Below are 15,795 nucleotides of genomic sequence, written 5' to 3' on the forward strand. Positions count from 1 at the left end.
TACATGCAACTCCTTCATGATATTTTGATTAAACGTCAGATATTCGGACCCATTGTCGGTTTTCAATCGATAAGTCAACCGCTTCTAAAACTTCTTGGCACTTTACGCCATCTCGGAAGTTGGGAACAGGCTGTCGATCTTCACGGAAAGACTCCATAAGCTCCACTATCTCGTGAATAAATGTATGTTCATAGCCTATCGTATGTCCTGGAGGCCACCAGTTTTCTGCAAAAGCATGAGAAGGGTCTGTTGCTAATACGCGCCGAAATCCTTGTACGTCCTCCTTATCATCTGTGAAATAAACCTGTAGCTCATTCATACGTTCAAAGTCGAAGATGACACTTCCTTTACTGCCATTGATTTCAAAGGAATTTGTACAGCGATGGCCTGCAGCAAAACGTGTGGACTCAAAGCTCCCTAAAGCACCGTTAGCAAAACGAGCCATAAATAGGGTAGCATCATCAACGGTCACTTCCCCTTTTTTATCACTATCACTCCCTTTTGCTGATAAGCCCGTCATCTGTGAAGGAATGGGTCGTTCCTTAATAAATGTTTCATTCATCCCAATAACTTCTGTTATATCGCCGATTAGATAGTGCGACAGATCGATAAGATGAGCCCCAAGGTCTCCGTGAGAACCTGAACCAGCAATTTCTTTTTGGAGTCTCCAAGCTAAAGGAAAGTTTGGGTCCACAAGCCAATCTTGTAAATACCAGGCACGGTAATGATAGATATCGCCCAACCGTCCCTCGTCAATTAGCTTTTTAGCCAGCATAACGGCCGGTGCAAAGCGATAGTTAAATCCAACCATATGTTTGATTCCAGCCGATTCAACTAAATCAAGCATTTCTCTTGAGTCTTTTAATGTAAGCGCTAACGGTTTTTCGCAAAATACATGTTTGCCAGCAGTTGCTGCGGCAATGGTTATTTCTTTATGGACATTACTAGGTGCGTTAATATCAATTAAATCAATGTCATCTCTTTCTAAGAGGCTCTTCCAGTCTGTCGTATATTCCTCCCAGCCGAATTGTTTGGCTGCAAGTGCTACACCTTTTTGATCACGCCCGCAAATAACCTTCATCACAGGATGAACGGTATTTGGGAAAAAGAGAGGGAGATCTCGGTAAGCATGACTGTGTGCTTTTCCCATAAATTTATAGCCAACCATTCCAATTCTAAGTTTTTCCATAGCGTATCTCCTTTTGTTGTCCATTTAGATTACTTTATTATCGATAAATCTATCACTTATAGGTTTGACACAACAAGTAAAAACTTATATAATCCTAGACAAAATTTATTCTTTACTGAGGATGTTTTGCGGATGATAATATATGAAGCACACCATTTTAACTTAATAGCAAACTATCATACATTAAATTTAAACTTTCCAAGCCATCTCCATCGTTGCTTCGAATTATTATTCCTCATGGAGGGGGAAATGGAAGTTATTATTAGTCAAAAAAGTTACCATTTGAGTACTGGACAATTTTTACTAATATTGCCTTATGAAATTCACTCGTTTATTACAAAATCTCAGTCACATGCAAAAATTTGTATTTTTTCCCCTGACTATGTCCCGACATTTCACAAAATGATAGAAAATGGTTCACTTGAAAATCCAATTTTCAACCTATCTTTGGAAGCGGATTCACTTGTTTCTAGAACGCTTTTCAAAGATAGCTCTAATCTACTAGAACAAAAAGCTTGTCTATATTTATTATTATCAGAGCTAATGGGGCAAACTAGCTTAATTAAAGGCGAAAAACAAGATCAAGAGTTGCTTCATAAATTGTTAACGTTTATTCAGGCACATTTTACAGAATCGATAACTTTAAAAAATATCGCTGGTAAGTTAGGTTACAATTATAATTATCTTTCGAAGTACTTTAATCATAATGTTAATATGTCTTTTGTAGATTTTTTAAATGAGACGAGAGTAAACTATGCATGTTATCTATTAATCTATTCAGAACATAATATATCTGAAATAGCTTTTCTTTGTGGTTATGAAAGTATACGGTCCTTTAATCGTAATTTTGTGAAGATAAAACTTTGTACACCAAAGGAGTATCGAGAAAACCACCCACGGTCGTTTATGGATATGTATCCTTTCCATACATATTGACTTCTGATAGCGAGAAAAAAGGGATGGGATACAACTAAATCGATATCTATAAAGACGTAATCTTGCTATTAAATAAAGCCAAGGTGTAAATATGTATCCGTTCTTTGTGTTTTTAACGCTAATAAAAAACTCAAACAATCATCCGAAATTTTTTCTTTCGCATGATTGTTCGAGTTTATCTTTGTCTTTGATACATGTTCCAATCATATTTAGACAGATCTATTCCAAAAGCGGGCTTCTGCTACTCCTGTAATAAAGCGATTAATGGAATCCTTCGTTAAATCAAATATACCTGGTGCATTCCATGTAATACGGCTTTTTTCTAGTGCTTTAGGCTCACCAATAAAAATGCCTAAAGGCTTATAATGGTTAAAAGTCATTTCAATAAATTCAATCGCCTTATTCTCTAGTTTATTGCTAGTGCCAATAAGAATTGCAGCATCAAAAAGACTGGCATCCGCTGTATCATACGTATCCGTCACTTTTAAATCTCCATCAATTGTGCGCATCGTTTTATCAACGATACTATAATTGACGTTATTTGCTGCCAATGTTTGGACCCATTGACGTAATTGTGCTTTATCTGGGTCCCCGTTTAACAGGATGGCTACACAACGGGTGTCTGGTTTTTTTATGGTATTTGCCATGCTTAAAGCAGGAGACTTTTTCGATGAATTGACCTCTAATTTTTCATCAGGTATTACTGCTCCAATATTCTTAGCTACTTCTTCAGCAATGCTGCGATCAATTCGATTTAGAAGCGCTACAGCGTTATTTTTAACTGTCTCTGATTTGCATTTTCCAAGTTCAAAGCTAAAGGCATCCTTCAGATGTTGCTGCTCAAATGGCGCTAGGCTATTATAAAATAATTTGGCTTGGGAATAGAAATCAAGGAAGCTTTCACTACGCCCTCTTATTTTTCTACCGTCTATCTTTTCCTGATAATGTTGATAACCCCCATCTTCAACAGGTACAGGTTCTGGCTGGTTATTATTTAATGAATTATTATGGTAGCTCGTTTGTCCATGATGAATAGCCATTTGATGCATACCATCTCTTTGATTATTGTGAAAAGGGCAGATAGGCTTATTAATAGGGATTTGGTGGAAGTTAGGTCCTCCAAGTCTTGATAATTGTGTATCAGTATAGGAAAATAATCGACCTTGTAGTAAGGGATCATTTGAAAAGTCAATTCCAGGAACAACATGTCCAGGATGAAATGCTACTTGCTCTGTTTCAGCAAAGAAATTATCAACATTTTGATTTAAGGTCATCTTTCCAACGATTTTGACAGGAATCATTTCTTCTGGCCATATTTTGGTTGGATCCAATATGTCAAAATCAAATGAAAATTCGTCTTCTTCCGGTATGATTTGTAATCCTAGTTCCCATTCAGGATAATCGCCTTTCTCAATGGCCTCATATAAATCTTGGCGATGGAAATCGGGATTTTTTCCTGCTGACTTTTGTGCTTCATCCCAAACCTGTGAATGAATGCCAAGCTTCGGTTTCCAATGGAACTTAACAAAGTGAGCTTTTCCTTCTTTATTAACAAGGCGGAAGGTATGCACACCAAACCCCTCCATCATCCGGAGACTTCTAGGAATAGCTCGATCACTCATTACCCACATAACCATATGAGCTGTTTCGTGATTTTGACCAACAAAATCCCAAAAGGTATCATGTGCACTAGCTCCTTGAGGAATTTCATTATGAGGCTCTGGCTTTACCGCATGGACAAAATCAGGAAATTTAATGGCATCTTGGATGAAGAATACAGGAATATTATTACCGACTAAATCATAATTACCTTCCTCTGTATAAAACTTAACAGCAAACCCGCGCACATCTCGCACCGTATCACTTGAGCCTCTAGATCCTTGGACAGTGGAAAAGCGAACGAAAACAGGTGTGGTTTTACTTGTATCATTCAGGAAATCGGCTTTGGTGTATCGTTCAAGAGATTCATATAATTGAAAAACGCCGTGTGCACCAACTCCACGTGCATGAACAATCCGTTCAGGAATTCTTTCATGATCAAAATGGGTCATTTTTTCCCTAAAGTGAAAGTCCTCCATTAAAGTAGGTCCTCTTAAGCCAGCTTTTAACGAGAATTCATCTTCTGCCATTTTTAGGCCCTGGTTGGTTGTTAATCCAGCTGTCTGTTCATTATCAATGGTATATTTCTTTAATTGCTCGATTTTTTTATTTTTCACCACAATACCTCCCATATGATAATATGTATCAATTAATAATCAGTATTGTTATTTATACCCAATTTATTTTGTTTAAAACGTGTCGAAAGAAAAAAGCTAAGACTTATTCACAAGTCTTAGCCATTCCTGTTAAACTACCTCAGATGTATCTTCTTGATTCACTGGCCAATCGCTGGTGAACTCTTCTACATCGTAATCGAAGAAATCATTTAAATTAGCCTCTTTGTCATCCATAAATAATTCATCCGTTACAGCTGAAACGATGCGAGGTATACCATATCTCATGCCAGATAGAGCAGAAGCAGATAATCCACAGCTGATTAAAGCCGCATAATTAAATGCGTATATGCCATGGAGCAATGCTTCCCCTTTTTCATCTCGGCTAATAAAAGAAAAGCCAAGGCTTAAATAGGGGTGTGCATCGAGTGTGGGTGATGCTATTTCTTCAGGGGCATCGTATCTGTCCTTCCATCGGGTAATATGATTTTCAACTAATCGTAATTCTGGACGGAGTTTAGGATCTGTTAGAAGACCAGTACTAATAAATAAGAAGTCAAATAGATAAGTCCCTTTTGGAGTGGTTATTTCTGCTTTATCTCCTTTTTCTGAAACTTTTATCCATGGAGAGCCTAGATGAAGATGAAATCCTGACCAAGAAGTTGCTCGGTTAAAAGTATCATTCGTAGGTGGTTGATTATGCTGAAAGAAGTGGGCAATGCCAGCATACTTATCTTCATCTGATAAAGCAGGAAAATGTTCAATCATGCCAGACACCTCCATTTGCCTAATTGGATTTATGCGTTGCATTTTTTTGCGACGGACAAATACATGTGCTTCAGATACCCCTTGGGATAGAGCGAAATTAGCATTATCAAAAGCTGATGCACCACCACCTAAAATAGCAACCTTTTTCCCTTGTAAGGAATTAAAATTAATTGGTGAAGAGGTATGAGCATATAAATAAGAAGGGAGATTATTAGAAATCATTGGTGGAATATGCCATTCTCCGCCTCCTTGGATGCCGGTTGCTAGAATTACCTTTCGGGCAAGTAAGGAAGAGGGGTTCTTGCCGTTTTTTTGAATATGAAGGCGATGTAATCCTTTTTCTAATGGTTCAATTAAAGTCAGCTTTACTTCGTTTTGAACCGGTAATTGAAGGGTTTGCCGATACCATCTTAGATAATTCATCCAATCACCACGTGGGATTTTATCAATCTTTTCCCAACCTTCTTCCCCAAACTGTGCTTCCCACCAAGAACGAAAGGTAAGGGATGGGATGCCAAGATCGATGGAAGTCAAGTGTTTAGGGGTACGTAAGGTGACCATACGTGCATAGGTTTCCCATGGTCCTTCAAGACCTTCTTTGTTTTCATCGATAACAAGAATATTAGATACACGTTCTCGTAAAAGGCCGAATGCAATTCCTAATCCTGATTGTCCTCCACCAACGATGACTACATCGAAAACATGGCCCTCTGAATGAGTTTTTGGACGAACCCAATTTGGTCCCCCATAATTAAGGTAAGCAAGATCTGTTTGTACTCGGTTATTTAAGGCTTCTAAGCTCATATTGGTGATTTCCTCCCCCTTGCAAATGAAAAATAATGTGAACTTTCCTCACATTAGTATGTCTTGCCAATATATTAACATGTTCATTTGTTTATTGTATGTATAATATATCTAAATTTTCTAAAAAGTTTTAGATGATTCGTTTAAAAGGATTGTAGAATAGAAAAAAACGAATACTAACAAAAGCCTAAAACCTATTCTCCATAAGATTTTTGGCTTTTGTTAGTATTCGGCTAGTTACATTCTTTTTCTCATGCCAACACTCTTTGCTTTATGCTTCCAGAGTATTTGTTTAATGGATGGAGCAAATTCTTTTGGGCTTTGGATGATTAAAATAATTTCTGGTAAGCTTTTATGCATGGAGTTATTTTTCTTTCGATGGGAAAAATAATAGATACTATATCCGAAGGCAAAACCGATAAAGGCAGCAAGAAGGCCGCTGAAAATGGGTCCTAAAATTAATTTAAAGCCAATGCTTGCGCCTATGACTGATAACCCTGTCGCAAATGCAATTCCAATTTCAAAGGAAGAAACATGGATATCAATTGTTAATTTTTTTTTATTACGTATAGGTGGGAATTCATTCATATAAAGAACCATCATCTCTTCTGGAGGAATTCCATATTGTTCAATTTCTGCAAGTGCATGTTCGATTTCAATGGATGGCTGAAAAGTTCCGACTATGATCATCCTTTTGTACCTCGTAAACTAAATTTAGAACCAGCATATCGATTAATTAAGCGTTCTTCTTGTGATTCTTGAACAAGAATATTATGGTGAACGCAAGTAATATATGCATGGTAAACGGACCCGCCAAGAACGGAGGGCATAAATAACAACCAATGTGGGACTAACATGGTATTGGAAGAAGCAAATTCGCCAAGCATCATTAATGTTAGTGCCCTATGTGCATGTGAAAGTAAAATATACGTCCACCACCAAAAAATAGCGTAAAATCCTAAAAATAATCTATGATTATATAGCTGCCCTAATCCAGGAAATAGGAGAGAGTATAAAGCGCTAATCAAAGGATTTCTCATTTGTAAGTATTGTATTTCTGATGGAAATATCTTTGCATTCGATAAATGGGGAGTAGATAAATCAACCAGTTTATTAAATTGGTTTGCCGAACGATAGCTATCCCCTATTGTTACTAGATAAATGGCGATATAGCCAATCATCCAATCTAAATTGATTACAGATTTAGCTAGCTCAACTTCCCCGCAAAAGGAAAAAATCATTGCTTCGTTAATATGTGCACCTGTATTAATGATCACTTCTAAAATTGTCAGTAATGTTCCTCGTGCATATTGATTAAGCAGATAATGTCCAAACCCGGGAAATACAGCAGACCACCAAGCGACAACACAGGGTTTGTGATACATAATATAGGTAATACCGGCTGTACTGTATTTTGCTTTTGGAAAGGTTATTGTTTCGTTCATTTGTATACCTACTTACTAAATTTGGAATATGAATATAGGTTATGAAAAAAAGTTATTCCTATTCATCTATTGCAAAAATGGGATATGGATGGTAAAAATTTCAAAATAAAAGGGGTAATCATTCAGTTGTATTCTGTTGAATAGGCTTTCATCATATGATTTGACTAGTTTTGCAATTTATATTAGAATGTATGTATACTTAAAAATTGCATACTCCAAAGGGGAGTAGCTTACAGTTATGTCGTCAATACGCGATTCCAATCGCCGGCTTAACTGGCAACTAGATGTTGTTTGCGAGACCTTTGCCGTTCTTTGGTAAAGGGATAAATAGATCGATTTTTCAAGCCTTTACCAAATTAATGGTAGGGCTTTTTATTTTTTCTAGCAAATACTAAAGTGAGTTAGAAGAAATATAGGAGCCCAAGTATAATCCAGCATGGATAAACAATAATCAGGAGGAATAGAAAATGAAGAAAATTTTATCAGCAATTCTCACATTAGGTCTGGTTTTATCCCCGGTGAGTATCCTATTTCAAGATACAGTCACAACAGTAGAAGCTAAGTCTTATAAATCCGGAAAAAGAAGCTTTAATAACAATAATAGTAATACAAATACAAATTCTTTTTTCCAGAAGAAAAATAATATAAATGACACGACAAAATCTAATCAGTCCACTACTGCAAATAAATCTGGAGGCTTTTTCTCAGGTGGGGGGCTAATGAGAGGACTAATGGTCGGTGGGCTTGCTGGTTTACTGTTTGGAAGTCTTTTTGCCAATATGGGAGCATTTGGATCTTTATTAGGGCTTTTAATTAATATCCTTGCAATTGTTGTGGTATTTAACCTAATCAAGCGTTTATTTACTTTCTATCGAAATAAAAAAAGAGAGGAAGCAAATAATTGGAGAAATTAATCATCCCAGAACAGGATATTATTAATGCGATATGTGTCTATGTGGCGCGTAAGAAACAAGTATGGCCAGAGGAAGTAGAAGTAGAGTTAATGTATGATGATGATTATGGTTTTTCTGCCGAAACTTATGTCCATGATCGAAAACAAGTGCTAATCACACAAAATATGATTGAAGCACTGCGGATATGGTTAGATGAGTATTTAAATTTAGATCCGTATATTGGATTGAAATTAGTGCTTGATGAAGAAGAAGGAATTATCGCAGTAGGAAAATAGAGAAGGAGGATACCAATGTTAGAAAATTGGTATCCTCTTTTTGCTATAAATATGTCTTGAGGAAAGCCCACTAGATAAGGAGGAAAAAGACTTTTCTTCCATAACTCAATCGAAATTTAATTTATAATCCTCGGCCTTTATCATTTTCAATTTTTTCGAAAATAAATAAAGGAAGAACACATTTAAAAGGAACGGTATAATTAAAAAGGTAGAAATCATAATAGCGATATTTTTACTACTCCATCCACCATCTGCTAAGCGCATAAAGTTCATGGGACCAACTAAACCAGATAATCCAAAGCCGGCGCTATAGGGTGTTCCTTGGATATTGAGGAAGCCAGCTAATCCGCCTAATATAGCAGCAGTAATAATCATCGGAATAACAATCTTCGGTTTCATAAAGAAATTCCCCATCTGAATTTTCGGAGAGCCAAGCACATGTGCTAAGGCAGTTCCTAAAGAATTGGCCTTATAGCTTGCTATAGCTAATCCAATCCCTGCTGCCACAATACCGAGATTTGCTGCCCCTGATCCAATCCCAGATAGGGATATAACAGTTGCGACCCCTACTGTGGAAACAGGAGAAAGAATAATTAAACAGAATGCTACTGCAATGATAACGCCCATAACGACTGGCTGCAAGTTCGTAATAGTGGCGATTGCAACGCCAATTAATCCAGTAGTAGATTTCATAAATGGCAATAATAAGTATCCTGCCATTCCTGGTATTAAAATACTTAAAGTTGGTAAAAGAAGAATAGAATATGCTTTTAATCGGTCGCCAACAAATTGAACAAATAATACAGCAAGTGCAGCTGTAATACCTGTGTTTACAACCACTCCGATACCATTTAAAGTAAATAATCCTTCTGCTGTTTTTTGAACCACTCCACTACCGACCATTGCAGCAATTCCAATACTAGCTGTTTGAATGGAGGATAGTTTAAATGATATTCCAACCATTACACCAATCAACACAGGCAATAAGCTCATAATAAATGCAGTAATATCTAATACGTGTTGAAGTGGAGGAAAGAATGGAATAAAGAGCTTTAATATTTCGCCAAGTAGTGCGTTAGGGATTAAAGAAACGACGATTCCGATACTCATACCATTTAATAATTTACTGAAAAACTCTTTCACATTTGAACTCCCCATTCTCCTTGAATTTGGAGTTTATTATATGTAAAAATTTGATAAGCGTCAATGATTATTTTTAACGCTTCAACGTGGGAAAGTAAAAAAACGAAAAAAAGATTGCACTTTTCTATTCCTCTTTATAAATTGCAATAATTTTAATGATAGTTTTTAAAAAATGAAAAAATATTATCTGAAAAAAATGCAAAATGTAAAATAAAAAGGAGTTCCCTTCTTTTTAACAGGAAACTCCTTCATCATATTGCACTTATCTGGCATGTTTTTCAATGCCTGACTAACCTTAAGAAGGAAATTGATTTTCTCCTATTTTAGCTTTCCGGACATCTCGAGACTTTTTATCAAAATTTCGGAAATATTGTTCTAGCTGCTCCAATGTTTTTCCTTTTGTCTCAGGCAAGAATTTGGTAACAAATGTTATCGCAAATATACCTAGTACTGCGAATATAAAGAATGAAGTGGATAAGCCAAATTTATCGAGAAGTATCGGGAAAACCAAACCAATGAGAAAGTTTGTTGTCCATAGACAAAATACGGAAACACCCATTCCTAATCCACGAAGCTTTAAAGGGAAAATCTCCGCTAGCATCAGCCATGTAACTGGTGATATTGCTCCTTGTTGGAAGGCAAGGAAGGTAACCGTCATACTTAGTACAGCATATGGAAGAATAGACATTCCGCCTAAAGTGAACGAGAAAATTCCGATTAATAGTAAACTAGTTGTGGTACCAATTAATCCTGTAATTAGCATTGGCTTTCTTCCAACACGCCCAAGTAGCCATATACCTACAAAGGTAGCTAAAACAGAAATAACCCCATTAGCGATATTTGCTATTAATGCTACTTCGGTAGTGAATCCTGTACTTTGTAATATCTGTGTACCATAATACATAATCGAGTTTACACCTGTGATTTGTTGAACAATTGCAATCCCAATTCCTAGGAAAACAATCCTTCTTATCCAAGGCTCTGCTAAATCTTTAAAGCCAACTTGTTCAACTTTCTCTTCTGTTTCAATTGCTTTCTTGATTTGCTGTAATTCTGTTTTGGCACGCTTTTCTTTTCTAATATGCAATAGTACACGAAAAGCGTCTTTGAATCTGCCCTGTGATGCATACCATCTAGGACTCTCAGGTACTGCGAGCATGCCTATCCATAGAACAATGGCAGGAATTGTTGCAATAACGAGCATATATCTCCAAGCGTGTCCGGAGCCACCAAGTGTATTTCCGATGATAGCATTTGTTATGTAGGCGAGTAATTGCCCTGTAACAATCATTAGTTCGTTTTGTGTTACCATTTGACCACGGCGTTCGGCAGGAGACATTTCTGCCAAGAATGTAGGGACAGCTACCGATGCTCCTCCAACTGCGATACCAAGTAAGAAACGAAAAGTAACCATTATGGGGACATTCGGTGCAAAAGTACAGCCGAGTGTTGTAATAAGAAAGATAACAGCAAGATAAAGAATAACTTTCCTTCGTCCATAGCTGTCGGCGAGCTTACCGCTGAACATGGCTCCAAATGCGGCTCCAAATAAAAGGGAACTAGTGACGAGGCCCTCTGTGACTGCATTGAGGTTAAGTTGATCTGGACGAGCCATATAGGGTAAGGCTCCATTAATTACGCCAGTATCAAAGCCAAAAAGAAGACCACCAAATGTGGAAATAATTGCAATGATTTTTAAATTGTTTTTTTGATTTGATTTTTTGTTCCTACTGTCAGGGTTTAATTGATCACTCATTTTATTTACTTTCTCCTCCTCTTATAATAATGATTTTCTCGCGTCATTATTATATTTGTGTTTGAAATGTAAATCGATTTTCATCTCCTTCTACTTGTATTGTTCTATCCCTTATAGGTGATAAGATGTTTGTTCATAAGATATTTGTCAATATTTTTCTCGGATAATAAAAAGAATAGAATATCTTTATTATACACCTTTGTCAGAATATTTCAAATTATGTTCACTGCTTGATTAAGTAAGGGATAGAGGTACCAATACATTACCCCAAAAAAATTTTAAAAAAACATAATGGAAAAACGGGAGAAAAATTTTTTAGTGTTTATTATTCTGCTATTCTTGTTTGGTCATACAAGGATCGATTTGTAAGAAAGATGTTCGTAGTTAAAAAGTGGGAACTCCGTGGGATAGTCTCGGTTTTAGAGTATATAGTAGGAAAAACCGATAGATTTGAAGATAACTTTGTTAAGAATTTTTCATGTCTTCTCTCTTAGAGGATATAAAAAGGGGCTGGGACAAATCTAAATAACTAATCTTTAAAGACGAACAATCTCTAATTTAGCTCTTAAATAAAGCTACTTTTTCAAGATGGTTATCTATGTTTTAAATATAGTCAAGAGTAAAAATTAAGTCGTTCCATTGCGCTACAGACGGTCGCTTTCCGCGGGGAGGAAGCTGAGCCTCCTCGCTGCGCTGCGGGGTCTCAGCCTTTCCTCTATTTCCCGCAGGAGTCGACCGTCCTCCGCTCCATTTCACTTCATTTTTAAACCTTTTCCCAAAATATAAATACGAACAATTATGCAAACTTACCGCATAATCCTTCGTATTTATTGTTAGCTGAAATGTTTATGTCCCAGCCTCTTTTTAATAATCATTTATTTACCTAACATAGCATCGACTTTATCTTGATTATTATCAATCCATTCCTGTGCAACTTCTTCTTCATCAGCACCATCCTCGATTTTAACAATCATTGCTTCGATATCTTCAACAGGCATGCTCCAGTTGCTTAGGAATTCATAAACCTCAGGAGATTTTTCTTTTAGACCATTATTTACGACTACGTGAACTTCTGATGTCTTAAAGAAACCTTTTGAATCTTCCAATACTTTTAAGTCATAATCAACAAACATTGGATGTGGACGCCATCCTAGGAATAGAACAGGATCGCCACTTTTAATAAACTTAGATGCTTGTGCTAGCATTCCACCTTCACTAGAAGCAACATATTCTAAATCTAATCCATATTCTTCGATCATCTCTCTAGAAGTTACAGTCATCCCTGCACCTTCCTCAATTCCATAAACTTTTCCACCGAAAAGATCTTCATTTCCTTTTAAATCTTCAATGCTGTCAATTCCTTCAACATTAGCTGGAATAACCCATCCAAGTTCTCCTTCAGTATAACTCACTGCTAAATCTTCTAGGTTATCTTTGTATTTTTCCATATAATTTGCATGCATATCAGGTAACCAAGCATCCATAAATACATCTAAATCACCACGTGAAAGTCCAGTATAGACCCCACCTGCATCTGCATTTTTCTCATCTACAGTATAGCCCATATCTTCTAATAAAAGTTTAGCAACTTTTGTAGGAGGAATGGTACTTGTCCAAGGGGTCACCCCAAATGTAATTGTTTCGCTATTGTTAGCATCATCTTCACCAGAATTTTGTGACTGAGAAGAACAGCCAATTAAAAGAGTAAATAGTAATAAAAGCAAAAAGCTAAGTTTCAATTTTTTCATAAATCATTACTTCCTTTCGTCTTTTCAATTTTTTAATTGGTTTGCATATGTCTTTTAAGCTTTCTTACCTAAACCTTGTGTGATTCGATCAAGTATGATGGCAAGGACAACAATCCCTAATCCTCCTGTAAGACCTAATCCAACATTTACACTGGAGATACCGGATAATACAATACTACCTAATCCAGGTGAACCAATCATCGAAGCGATAACGGCCATTGATAGTGCTAGCATAATGGTCTGATTTATACCTGCCATTATAGTTGGAATGGCATTAGGTAGCTGAACTTTGACAAGTAACTGCCAAGATGTAGAACCGAAAGCTTTAGCAGCTTCTACAATATCGGCTGGAACTTGTTTAATTGCTAAGCTCGTCATGCGTACTGCTGGTGGAGTAGCAAAAACGAATGTAGAGATAACTGCCGGAACTTCTCCTAAACCAAAGAGTAGAATGGCAGGGATTAAATAAACAAAGCTTGGTAATGTCTGCATAAAATCGAGAATTGGTCGAACTATATGATCCAATGTTCGATTTTTTGCAGTCAAAATTCCTAATGGAATACCAACAACGATAGAGAAAAAAGTTGCAACAATAACAATAGATAGTGTTTGCATAGCACCTGTCCAAAGATCAACGGATCCTAAATAAAGCGCACCAATAATAGTGAAAATAGCCATTCCCTTTCCGGCAAAGCGCCAAGCTAAAAGAGCTAAAATGATTGTTATTACTTCAGCAGGAATGAAAGTGAATAAATTGGTGACCGCATTTATAAATATGCTTAACACTCCGCTAAAGGAGTTAAAAAAGTCACCTAAAACTGGCAGTAGCCAATTGTCTACAAATTGATTTGTCCAATCTTCTAGTGGAAAGAAGAAGTAGTTCATAGTATAGCCTCCTTTTGTTCTTTTCCGAGAATCAGTCCAGACAATATAGAGACTCGTACAATAATTCCTAGCAATCTATTATTTTCTGTGACAGCAATGGGAAATCTTGATTCTGCTGCGATTCCAATTAAATCATTTAATGGTGTGCCAAATGTGGTGGAATGGAAGTCATGTTCTAAAACATCCTCTACCCATTTATTTTCTTTATACGCATTAATGGCGGCATCAATGGTCAGGATACCTTTTAATTGTTTATCTTTATCTACTACAAAAATACTTGATAGGCCAGCTTCTTCCATTTTTCGGACTGCTACCCTTGGACCGTCCTTCCAAGTGGTAATAAGATCTGGCTGCTTCATGATTTGACCAGCAACTAACACTTTGGAACGATCGACATCTTCTACAAAGTTAGATACATAGTCATTCGCCGGATTTTCTAAGATTTCTTCTGCTGTTCCTAATTGTACAATGGAACCATTTTTCATGATTGCAATTCGATCACCGAGCTTGAGTGCCTCATCTAGGTCATGGGTGATAAAAATAATCGTTTTACCTAGCTTGTTCTGCAATCGAAGGAGTTCATCTTGCATTTCCTTACGAATAAGTGGATCCAACGCACTAAATGCTTCATCCATTAGAAGGATATCGCTATCATTCGCTAATGCTCTCGCAAGACCTACACGTTGCTGCATACCGCCACTCAGCTGATTAGGGTAACTTGCTTCATAGCCTTTTAGACCAACATCATGGATGGCTTTAATAGCTTTTTTTGCACGATCATCCTTAGGATGGCCTTGAATTTCTAATCCGTATTCCACATTTTCCTGTACAGTTCGATTAGGAAATAATGCAAAATTCTGAAAAACCATGCTAAGCTTTTTGCGGCGAATAGCTATTAGTTCTTTTTTATTCATAGTCGTAATATTTTCCCCATCTATCAATACTTCACCAGAAGTTGGCTCAATGAGTCGATTAATTAGACGAATGAGTGTAGATTTACCGCTTCCGGATAAACCCATGATGACAAAAAACTCCCCTTGTTTTACATAAAAAGAAGCATTATCCACTCCAATTGTCATCCCAGTTTCTTTTAGGATTTTCGTTTTTTCTTCGCCTGCTTGGAGTCTTTTTAGCCCTTCTTTCGGGTTACCTCCAAATATTTTTGTGAGATTCTTAACTTCGATTTTATGCATTAATCACTTCTCCTTAAAAGGTTTATCTTGGAGATTTTCCGAATATGGATAAATAATTAGAAATTTAAAATTTGATTATTTATAGAGGAATAGTAGGAATTAAGCGAGTATTATGGCAATACTTATAGTGGAACTTTGGGTTATAAATTGTTGTATATAGTATTACTTGCTCCGTGTTACTCCCAGTATGGTAATGGGACTTATCCATATCCTTCTCCTGTAGAGTTACCCTTATTATATAAAATAAATATTATATAGCGCAAACGTTAAAATAAAGCATATACAGTTTATATCGTTCATAAAGTTTTTTCTGATTAAATTAAATAGGCTGAATGCTTAAAAATACTGCCTAATTCACTAAATAACTCTTGATTCTGTCCTTTAACAGGATAGAAAGGAATGTACGTTCTTATGTTTTGGTAAAAAATAGCTTTTATATAGGAAGTTATTCCATTTCACAAACTATTCAATAAAAGTTTTATATATAGGATTGAAAAAATTCAAAAAAAAAGGTAGTATTTAAATG

At 36.4% G+C, this 15,795-nt stretch carries 13 protein-coding genes; 3 read left to right on the plus strand and 10 right to left on the minus strand.

Annotation, left to right across the window (positions count from 1 at the left end):
- Positions 1-28: 28 nt before the first annotated feature.
- Complete coding sequence (locus QQZ16_RS20745; protein ID WP_235252448.1) at positions 29-1,189, minus strand: Gfo/Idh/MocA family protein; 1,161 nt, start codon at positions 1,187-1,189, stop codon at positions 29-31.
- 132 nt (positions 1,190-1,321) lie between these two features.
- Here QQZ16_RS20745 and QQZ16_RS20750 point away from each other — a divergent pair, with 132 nt between their 5' ends.
- Complete coding sequence (locus QQZ16_RS20750; RefSeq protein ID WP_284561734.1) at positions 1,322-2,125, plus strand: helix-turn-helix domain-containing protein; 804 nt, start codon at positions 1,322-1,324, stop codon at positions 2,123-2,125.
- Positions 2,126-2,334: 209 nt separating this feature from the next.
- On the opposite strand, the gene QQZ16_RS20755 is transcribed toward QQZ16_RS20750, so the two are convergent.
- The 4 genes from QQZ16_RS20755 to QQZ16_RS20770 form a co-directional block, all read right to left on the minus strand.
- Complete coding sequence (locus QQZ16_RS20755; protein WP_031539181.1) at positions 2,335-4,356, minus strand: catalase; 2,022 nt, start codon at positions 4,354-4,356, stop codon at positions 2,335-2,337.
- Between the two features lie 114 nt (positions 4,357-4,470).
- On the minus strand, positions 4,471-5,910 hold the full coding sequence (locus QQZ16_RS20760; RefSeq protein WP_284561735.1) for an FAD/NAD(P)-binding protein: 1,440 nt from the start codon (positions 5,908-5,910) through the stop codon (positions 4,471-4,473).
- A 237-nt stretch (positions 5,911-6,147) separates the two neighbouring features.
- On the minus strand, positions 6,148-6,600 hold the full coding sequence (locus QQZ16_RS20765) for a hypothetical protein (protein ID WP_048717747.1): 453 nt from the start codon (positions 6,598-6,600) through the stop codon (positions 6,148-6,150).
- A complete protein-coding gene (locus QQZ16_RS20770; protein WP_048717748.1) occupies positions 6,597-7,355 on the minus strand; it encodes a hypothetical protein in 759 nt (252 codons plus the stop codon). Before QQZ16_RS20770 ends, QQZ16_RS20765 begins: the two co-directional genes overlap by 4 nt.
- Before the next feature lie 467 nt (positions 7,356-7,822).
- On the opposite strand from QQZ16_RS20770, the gene QQZ16_RS20775 reads away from it, so the two are divergent.
- Positions 7,823-8,269, plus strand: a complete 447-nt coding sequence (locus tag QQZ16_RS20775) for a hypothetical protein (RefSeq protein ID WP_109768051.1) — start codon at positions 7,823-7,825, stop codon at positions 8,267-8,269.
- On the plus strand, positions 8,257-8,544 hold the full coding sequence (locus tag QQZ16_RS20780) for a YxcD family protein (protein WP_284561736.1): 288 nt from the start codon (positions 8,257-8,259) through the stop codon (positions 8,542-8,544). Before QQZ16_RS20775 ends, QQZ16_RS20780 begins: the two co-directional genes overlap by 13 nt.
- Before the next feature lie 105 nt (positions 8,545-8,649).
- On the opposite strand, the gene QQZ16_RS20785 is transcribed toward QQZ16_RS20780, so the two are convergent.
- From QQZ16_RS20785 to QQZ16_RS20805, 5 genes are all read right to left on the minus strand, one after another.
- Positions 8,650-9,687 carry a PTS transporter subunit IIC gene (locus QQZ16_RS20785; protein WP_284561737.1) on the minus strand — a complete coding sequence of 346 codons (1,038 nt, stop codon included), beginning with the start codon at positions 9,685-9,687 and terminating at the stop codon, positions 8,650-8,652.
- 295 nt (positions 9,688-9,982) lie between these two features.
- Positions 9,983-11,443 carry a sugar porter family MFS transporter gene (locus tag QQZ16_RS20790; RefSeq protein ID WP_048719254.1) on the minus strand — a complete coding sequence of 487 codons (1,461 nt, stop codon included), beginning with the start codon at positions 11,441-11,443 and terminating at the stop codon, positions 9,983-9,985.
- Positions 11,444-12,318: 875 nt separating this feature from the next.
- On the minus strand, positions 12,319-13,191 hold the full coding sequence (locus QQZ16_RS20795) for a glycine betaine ABC transporter substrate-binding protein (protein WP_251628984.1): 873 nt from the start codon (positions 13,189-13,191) through the stop codon (positions 12,319-12,321).
- A 54-nt stretch (positions 13,192-13,245) separates the two neighbouring features.
- A complete protein-coding gene (locus tag QQZ16_RS20800) occupies positions 13,246-14,076 on the minus strand; it encodes an ABC transporter permease (protein WP_251628985.1) in 831 nt (276 codons plus the stop codon).
- Entirely contained in the window at positions 14,073-15,269 is a 1,197-nt protein-coding gene (locus tag QQZ16_RS20805) for a quaternary amine ABC transporter ATP-binding protein (RefSeq protein WP_284561738.1), read from the minus strand. Before QQZ16_RS20805 ends, QQZ16_RS20800 begins: the two co-directional genes overlap by 4 nt.
- Between the last annotated feature and the right edge of the window lie 526 nt (positions 15,270-15,795).

It is taken from the genome of Bacillus sp. T2.9-1 (assembly GCF_950097965.1).
Taxonomy (GTDB): domain Bacteria; phylum Bacillota; class Bacilli; order Bacillales; family Cytobacillaceae; genus Niallia; species Niallia hominis.